The sequence below is a fragment of the Streptomyces sp. genome, from assembly GCF_031178505.1.
In the GTDB taxonomy this organism is placed as follows: Bacteria; Actinomycetota; Actinomycetes; order Streptomycetales; family Streptomycetaceae; genus Streptomyces; species Streptomyces gulbargensis.
The window spans coordinates 1-6,489 of record NZ_JAPSIW010000389.1 but is presented as its reverse complement, the minus strand read 5'-3'; the positions used below and the strand labels follow the sequence as shown (position 1 = coordinate 6,489).

Below are 6,489 nucleotides of genomic sequence, written 5' to 3'. Positions count from 1 at the left end.
GGCGGCCGGGCCCCGCGAGTTCGCGGCCGTACCCCGAGCGCTTGACCCCTCCGAAGGGCAGCGCCGGGTGCGAGGCGGTCATGCCGTTGACGAAGACGCCGCCCGCCTCCAGGTCGCGGACGAAGAGGGTGATCTCCTCGTCCTTTCGGGTCCAGACGTTGGAACTCAGTCCGAAGGGCGAGTCGTTGGCGACGGCCACGGCCTCGTCGGCGTCCCGGACGGCGTAGACGGTGGCGACCGGACCGAAGGCCTCCTCGTGGTGGATCCGCATCTCCGGCGTGATGCCGGTGAGGACGGTCGGCCGGTAGTACCAGCCGTCCCGCAGGGCGGGTTCGTCGGGGCGCCGCCCGCCGCACAGGGCGGTGGCGCCGCGCCGTACGGCGTCGTCGACGAGCTCCTCCAGGTCGGAACGGCCGCGCTCGGTGGCGAGCGGGCCGACGTCGGTGGCCTCGTCGAGCGGGTCGCCGACGGTGAGCGCGTTCATCGCGGCCGTGAAGCGCTCCACGAAGTCGTCGTAGACGTCCTGATGGACGATGAACCGCTTGGCGGCGATGCAGGACTGGCCGTTGTTCTGGACGCGGGCGGTGACGGCGGTCTTGACGGCCCGCACGACGTCGGCGGAGGGCATGACGATGTACGGGTCGCTGCCGCCGAGCTCCAGGACGGTCTTCTTGATCTCCTCGCCGGCGACGGCGGCGACGGCCCGTCCGGCCGGTTCGCTCCCGGTGAGGGTGGCCGCCACGACCCTCGGGTCCCGCAGCACCCCCTCCACCTCACGGGAGCCGATGAGCAGCGTCTGGAAGCAGCCGTCGGCATATCCGGCGCGGCGGAAGAGGTCACCGAGGTAGAGCGCGGTCCTCGGCACGTTGGACGCGTGCTTGAGCAGGCCGGTGTTGCCGGCCATGAGCGCGGGCGCGGCGAACCGGATCACCTGCCAGAGCGGGAAGTTCCACGGCATGACGGCGAGGATCGGCCCGAGCGGACGGTAGTGGACGCGGGCCCGGTCGGCGCCCGAGTCCTGCACGTCGTGCTCGCCCGGGTGCTCGTCGGCGAGCAGCGCCTCGGCGTGCTGGGCGTACCAGCGCATGGCCTTGGCGCACTTGGCGGCCTCGGCGCGGGCGGCGACGATCGGCTTGCCCATCTCGACCGTCATGGTGCGGGCGATGTCCTCGGTGTCCTCGTCGAGGAGTGCCGCCGCGGCGCGCAGCAGCCGGGCGCGCTCCGCGAACGAGGTGGTGCGGTACTGGCGGAACGCCTCGTGCGCGGCGGCGACGCGCCGCTCCACCTCGTCGGGCCCGTGGGCCTCGTAGGTGCGCAGCGTCTCACCGGTCGCGGGGTTGACGGTGGCGATGCCCATGACCTGTTCTCCTTCCGCCCTCGCCCCCGCGTGCCCCCACCGGCAACCTCCCGCGTCGGACGCCCGTACGCAACAGGGGCGGTGCGGTGGGGTGACCCGGTGCTCAGCCCGTGAGCGGCGGGGGCGCCGGGGCCTCGCCTTCCGGCGCGGCTCCGGTCAGCCAGGCGAGGGCGCCCGACAGGTGGGCGCGGAAGGCGGGGTCGCGGTACGCCTCCGGGGCGTGCCCGAGCGCCGTGAAGAGGAAGCGGCCCCGGTCGATCCGCCGCGACCAGACGAGCGGGTGGTCGGCGCCGTGGGTGCCGCCCCGGTAGGCGGACTCGTCCGCGCGGGCGAGGACGCGGACGCCGCCGGACCGGGGATCGGAGGTGAAGTCGTACCACTCGTCGGTCCAGGTCCAGGCGGCCGGGAGCGGTGCGGTGGCCGGGTGCGCGGGGGCTTCGACGAGGACGCGGCCGGGCTGGATCTCCGGGTGGCCGGCGAAGCGGGTGCCGAGGAGCGCGCCGTAGAAGGGCCAGTCCGGTTCGGCGTTGGCCGCCGCGTGGACGGCGAGGAGGGCGCCGCCGGCGCGCAGGTAGGCCTCGAAGGCGGTGCGGCCCTCGTCGGTGAGGACGGTTCCGGTGGTGGAGAGCAGGACGACGGCGGCACGGTGGGCGAGCCCGTCGGTACGGAAGGCCGCCGGGTCCTCGGTGACGTCGGCCGTGAGGCCGAGCCCGGCCGCCAGTTCGGTGAGCGCGGCGGCCCCGTGCGGGATCGAGTCGTGACGGTAACCGGCGGTGCGGGTGTAGATCAGGACATCGGCGGGGGGCAGGGGCACGCGGCGTCTCCGGTCCGTGGGCGGGGCAGAGGGCGGGGCGAACACGGCGTGAAAGCGCTTGCCACCCGCGTCCGGTGCCGACCGTAGTCAGGTGTCCCGGCGCGCCGCAAGCGGCCGGGCCCCGGCCCCTGGCGTCGGAGCTCCCCGCCGGTCAGCGCCCGTCCGGTTCCCGCTCGGGCCCGTCCGGCAGGTCCCTGGTCGAGGCCTCCAGGAGCGCGGGCAGGAACTCCCGTTCCAGGGTGCCGGGAGGAAGGGCGTCCGGTTCCACGTAGCTCTGGGCGAGACCGCCCTCGCGCAGGGCGACGATCAGGCGCGCGAACCGGTCGGGGTCCACGGTGAGCGCGCGACCGGCGCGGCGCAGGACCAGGGCGAGGCCGCGGGCGATCTCGGCGCGCAGCCGCTCCTCGTGGCGGGCGAGGACCCAGGCGGCCTGGGGGTCGCGGATGGCGTGCAGGGTGAACTCGGTGGTGACGAGGTACCAGTCGCGTTCCTCCGGCTCGACCCGGGCGGCGAGTTCGGCGATCCGCGCGACCGTGTGCTCCTCGGGACCGAGCGCGTCGATCGCCTCGGCCAGCCGCCGGACGATCCGCTCGCCGTGCTCGTCGAAGAGGGCGAGGAAGAGCTCCTCCTTGCCGGCGAAGTTCGAGTAGTACGCGCCCCGGGTGTAGCCGGCGCGCTCGCAGACCTGCTCGATGGTCGTGGCGTGGAAGCCGTGCTCGGCGAAGGTCTCCAGGGCGGCCTTCAGGAGGGCCGCACGCGTCCGGGGGCGCCGGCCGGTGACACCCTTCGGCATCGTGGTCCCCTCCCGTGTCCGGGCCGCTCCCGCGCGGCCTCCGCCGCCTCCCCGCGCCGGCGGCGCCCACCTTACCCGCGCCTCCAGATCGGGCGCGGACCGGCAACGGCGGATAGGCTTTCACTCATGGGACAGCGGCCCGGCGCGCCCGCCGCACCCGCCCTGGTCCTCGAGATCGACGGGGACGCGACGCTGATGAACCCGAGCCGCGTCTATCGCATCGGGCGCGACCCCACCAGTGACATCGTGCTCTCGGACGCGCGGGCGTCCTGGCACCACGCGGTGCTCCGCGCCGCGGGGGGCCGGTGGACCCTGACGGACGAGGGCAGTACGAACGGCACCTACGCGGACGGACGGCGTCTGGACACGCCACGGGCGGTCGGACCCGGGACGGCCGTGCGGTTCGGGCACCCGGACGACGGCCCCCTGGCGGTCCTCGCCGAACCCGTTCCGCCTCCGCCTCCGGAGCCGGAAGCCGGGCCGGGGCCCGCAGGAGCCCGGGAGCCCGCCCCGCCGGTGCCGCCGGCACCCGGGTCGCCGGCATCCGCACCCCCCGAACCCCCGCCCCCGGCCCCCGAGGCCCCCGCCGCCGAGCCCTTCGCGGACCCCGCGCCCGGCCCCGTACGGGAGTCCCACGCACGGCCCGGTCCCGCCCCCGCGCCCGTACCGGAGGCGTACCGGCCGCCCTCCGTCGCGCATCCCGCCGCGACCGGCACCTTCCGGCAGCCGACCTCCGTCCGGCCGCTCCCGGCGCACAGCGTCCGCATCGGCCGCGCGCCCGACAACGACGTGGTCGTCGCCGATCTCGTCGTCTCCCGTCACCACGCCGAACTGCGCGCCCACCCCGACGGCACCTACTGGATCCACGACCTCGGCAGTCACAACGGCACCTTCCTCAACGGGCGGCCGGTCGCGGACGCCCGGGTCACCCCCGACGACATCGTCGGCATCGGCCACTGCGCGTTCTGCCTGATCGGCGGGCAGCTCGTCGAGTTCACCGACAGCGGCGAGGTCTCCCTCGACGTGCGGGCGCTCTCCGTCACCGTCGACCACGGCCGGAAGACCCTGCTCGACGAGGTGTCGTTCCCCGTGGGCGAGAAGTGCCTGCTGGCGGTCGTCGGACCTTCCGGCGCCGGCAAGTCCACGCTCCTCAACGCCCTCACCGGACAGCGCCCCGCCGACCGGGGCACGGTCCTGTACGACGGCCGCGACCTGTACCGGGACTACGCCGAACTGCGGCAGCGCATCGGGCTCGTCCCGCAGGACGACATCCTTCACCTCCAGCTGAGTGTGCGCCGGGCGCTCGGATACGCGGCCGAGCTCCGCTTCCCGGAGGACACCGCGCCCGCCGAGCGGCGCGACCGGGTGGACGAGGTGATCCGGGAACTGGGCCTGACCGAGCGCGCCGGCCAGCCCATCCACAGCCTCTCGGGCGGCCAGCGCAAGCGCGTGAGCGTCGCCCTCGAACTGCTCACGAAACCCTCCCTGCTCTTCCTGGACGAGCCCACCTCCGGTCTCGACCCGGGAATGGACCGCTCCGTGATGCACATGCTGCGCGGTCTCGCCGACGACGGACGCACCGTCGTCGTGGTGACCCACAGCGTGCTGAGCCTGGACGTGTGCGACCGCCTGCTCGTGCTCGCGCCCGGCGGCCGGGTCGCCTACTACGGGCCGCCCGGCGAGGCGCTCGGCTTCTTCGGGTTCACCCAGTGGCCGGAGGCCTTCGAGGCCTTCGAGAACGACCGGGAACGCGACTGGGCGGGGACGTACCACTCCTCCCCCGTCCACCGGCGGTACATCGCCGAGGCCACGGCCCGCGCGGACGTGCCCCTGCCGCCGCGAGCCGCCGGCGGCACGGCGGGGCTCGCGGCGGCCGGGGAGCCGGCGCCGCCGCCGAAGGCGCAGAGCTGGGGATCCCAGCTCCGCACCCTCGTCCGCCGGTACGCGGCGGCGCTCGCCGCCGACCGGACCTTCCTCGCCATCATGATCGCGCTGCCGTTCGTGATGGGGGCGATGGCCCGCGCCCTGTCGGAAGGCCGGCTCAACCCCGAGTCCACCCTGAACGTCCTGCTCATCCTCTGTGTGGGCGGTGTCCTCACGGGCGCCGCGAACGCCGTCCGCGAGCTGGTCAAGGAACGCACGATCTACCGGCGCGAGAGAGCCGTCGGCCTCTCCCGTTCCGCCTACCTCGCCTCCAAGGTGGTCGTCCTCGGCGTGATCACGGTCGTCCAGGCGGTCGTGCTCACCCTCGTCGCCCTGGTCGGCGTGCCCCTGAACGTCCCCGGCGGGAAGGGGGTCCTGCTGCCCCCGCTCGTGGAGATCACGCTCGCGGTCGCGTTCCTCGCCTTCACCGCGATGATGCTGGGCCTGCTCGTCTCGGCGCTCGTCCGCAAGGAGGAGGTGACGATGCCGCTGCTCGTCCTCCTGGCCATCGTGCAGGTCGTGTTCTGCGGCGCCCTCCTCACCGTGCGCGGCACACCCGGCCTGGAGCAGCTGGCCTGGCTGGTGCCGTCCCGCTGGGCGTTCGCGGCGATGGGCGCGACCGTCGACATCGGGAGGACCGTGCCGGGCGAGAAGACGTCCGACCCGCTCATGCGGCACACGGCGGAGGCCTGGCTGTTGGACATGGGCGTCCTGGCGGTGCTCTGTCTCGTCCTCGGGCTGCTGGTGGCCCGGCTGCTGCGGCGGCACGAACCGGTCGTCATGCGGCGCCGGTAGGAAGGGTGGTCCCGTGAGCTTTTCCGTACCCGACCTCCTGCCGGACTTCCGGCCGAGCCACGTCGTGCCCCGGGACGGGCTCGCCGCCTGGGAGGCGCCGGATCCGGCGCTGCCGACGGTGCCGCTCGACGCGTTCCTGCCGGTGGAGCTGGTGGAGCGCAGCGGCGACTGGGGGCGGGTGGTGTGCTCGAACGGCTGGACGGCCTGGGTGGACGCCCGGCTCCTCGTCGCCGTGCCCGCCGATCCGCCGGCGGCCGGCCGGGCGGCGGCGCGGACCGCCGATCCCAGGCCGCTGATCGCCCGCGCCGAGGACGCGCTCGGCCGCTATCGGCGGGCGGCGGAGGAGCTGGCGGCGGGCCGCCTGGACGGCGAGACGTTCCGGCGGCGCACGCGCGGGCTGCGGGTGGGGATGGTCGTGGACGGCGAGTCGGTGTGGCTGTACGACGCCGAGCACGAGCGCTGGGTGTACTGCGACGGCTCCGGTCTCCGGACGTACGCGGTGTCGGCGGCCCCTCGGCGGGCGCCGGTCCCGGACGGCGACGAGGACGGTGACGAGGGCGGTGAGGCGGCGGGCCGTCCCGGCGAAGGGGACACGGGGGCCGCCGGCCACGAGCCGACGCGGGTGGTGCCCGGGCTGGGAGGGGCGGCGCCCCCGCCCACGCAGGTCGTGCACCGGCCGTCGGGCCCGGCGGGTGAGGGGCCGTGACGGGCGGCGACCGGGAGGCGGGGCTTCCGGCGGGCCGGCCCTCCGGGCTGCTCGGCCGGGAGGTGGCGGGCTACCGGGTGGAGGACGAGATCGGACGCGGC

5 protein-coding genes are annotated in these 6,489 nt (G+C 75.2%); 2 read left to right on the top strand and 3 right to left on the bottom strand.

Features of this window, described 5'->3' with window-relative positions; translation table 11 throughout:
- From RIF68_RS22950 to RIF68_RS22940, 3 genes are all read right to left on the bottom strand, one after another.
- Positions 1 to 1,357 (bottom strand): NADP-dependent succinic semialdehyde dehydrogenase (locus tag RIF68_RS22950; protein ID WP_309053178.1); only part of this gene is annotated, 1,357 nt, incomplete at its 3' end.
- Positions 1,358 to 1,460: 103 nt separating this feature from the next.
- Complete coding sequence (locus RIF68_RS22945) at positions 1,461 to 2,165, bottom strand: ThuA domain-containing protein (RefSeq protein ID WP_309053179.1); 705 nt, start codon at positions 2,163 to 2,165, stop codon at positions 1,461 to 1,463.
- Between the two features lie 157 nt (positions 2,166 to 2,322).
- Entirely contained in the window at positions 2,323 to 2,964 is a 642-nt protein-coding gene (locus tag RIF68_RS22940; RefSeq protein WP_309053177.1) for a TetR/AcrR family transcriptional regulator, read from the bottom strand.
- A gap of 126 nt (positions 2,965 to 3,090) precedes the next feature.
- Between RIF68_RS22940 and RIF68_RS22935 the strand changes: the two genes are divergently transcribed.
- Together RIF68_RS22935 and RIF68_RS22930 are read left to right on the top strand one after the other, a co-directional pair.
- A complete protein-coding gene (locus RIF68_RS22935; protein ID WP_309053176.1) occupies positions 3,091 to 5,682 on the top strand; it encodes an FHA domain-containing protein in 2,592 nt (863 codons plus the stop codon).
- A 13-nt stretch (positions 5,683 to 5,695) separates the two neighbouring features.
- Positions 5,696 to 6,388 carry a hypothetical protein gene (locus tag RIF68_RS22930; RefSeq protein WP_309053175.1) on the top strand — a complete coding sequence of 231 codons (693 nt, stop codon included), beginning with the start codon at positions 5,696 to 5,698 and terminating at the stop codon, positions 6,386 to 6,388.
- The last annotated feature ends 101 nt before the right edge of the window (positions 6,389 to 6,489 follow it).

Excerpts from the sequence above, each read along its gene's own strand:
- RIF68_RS22940 (WP_309053177.1), bottom strand. The coding sequence starts at position 2,964 with ATGCCGAAGGGTGTCACCGGCCGGCGCCCCCGGACGCGTGCGGCCCTC.
- RIF68_RS22935 (WP_309053176.1), top strand. The coding sequence starts at position 3,091 with ATGGGACAGCGGCCCGGCGCGCCCGCCGCACCCGCCCTGGTCCTCGAG.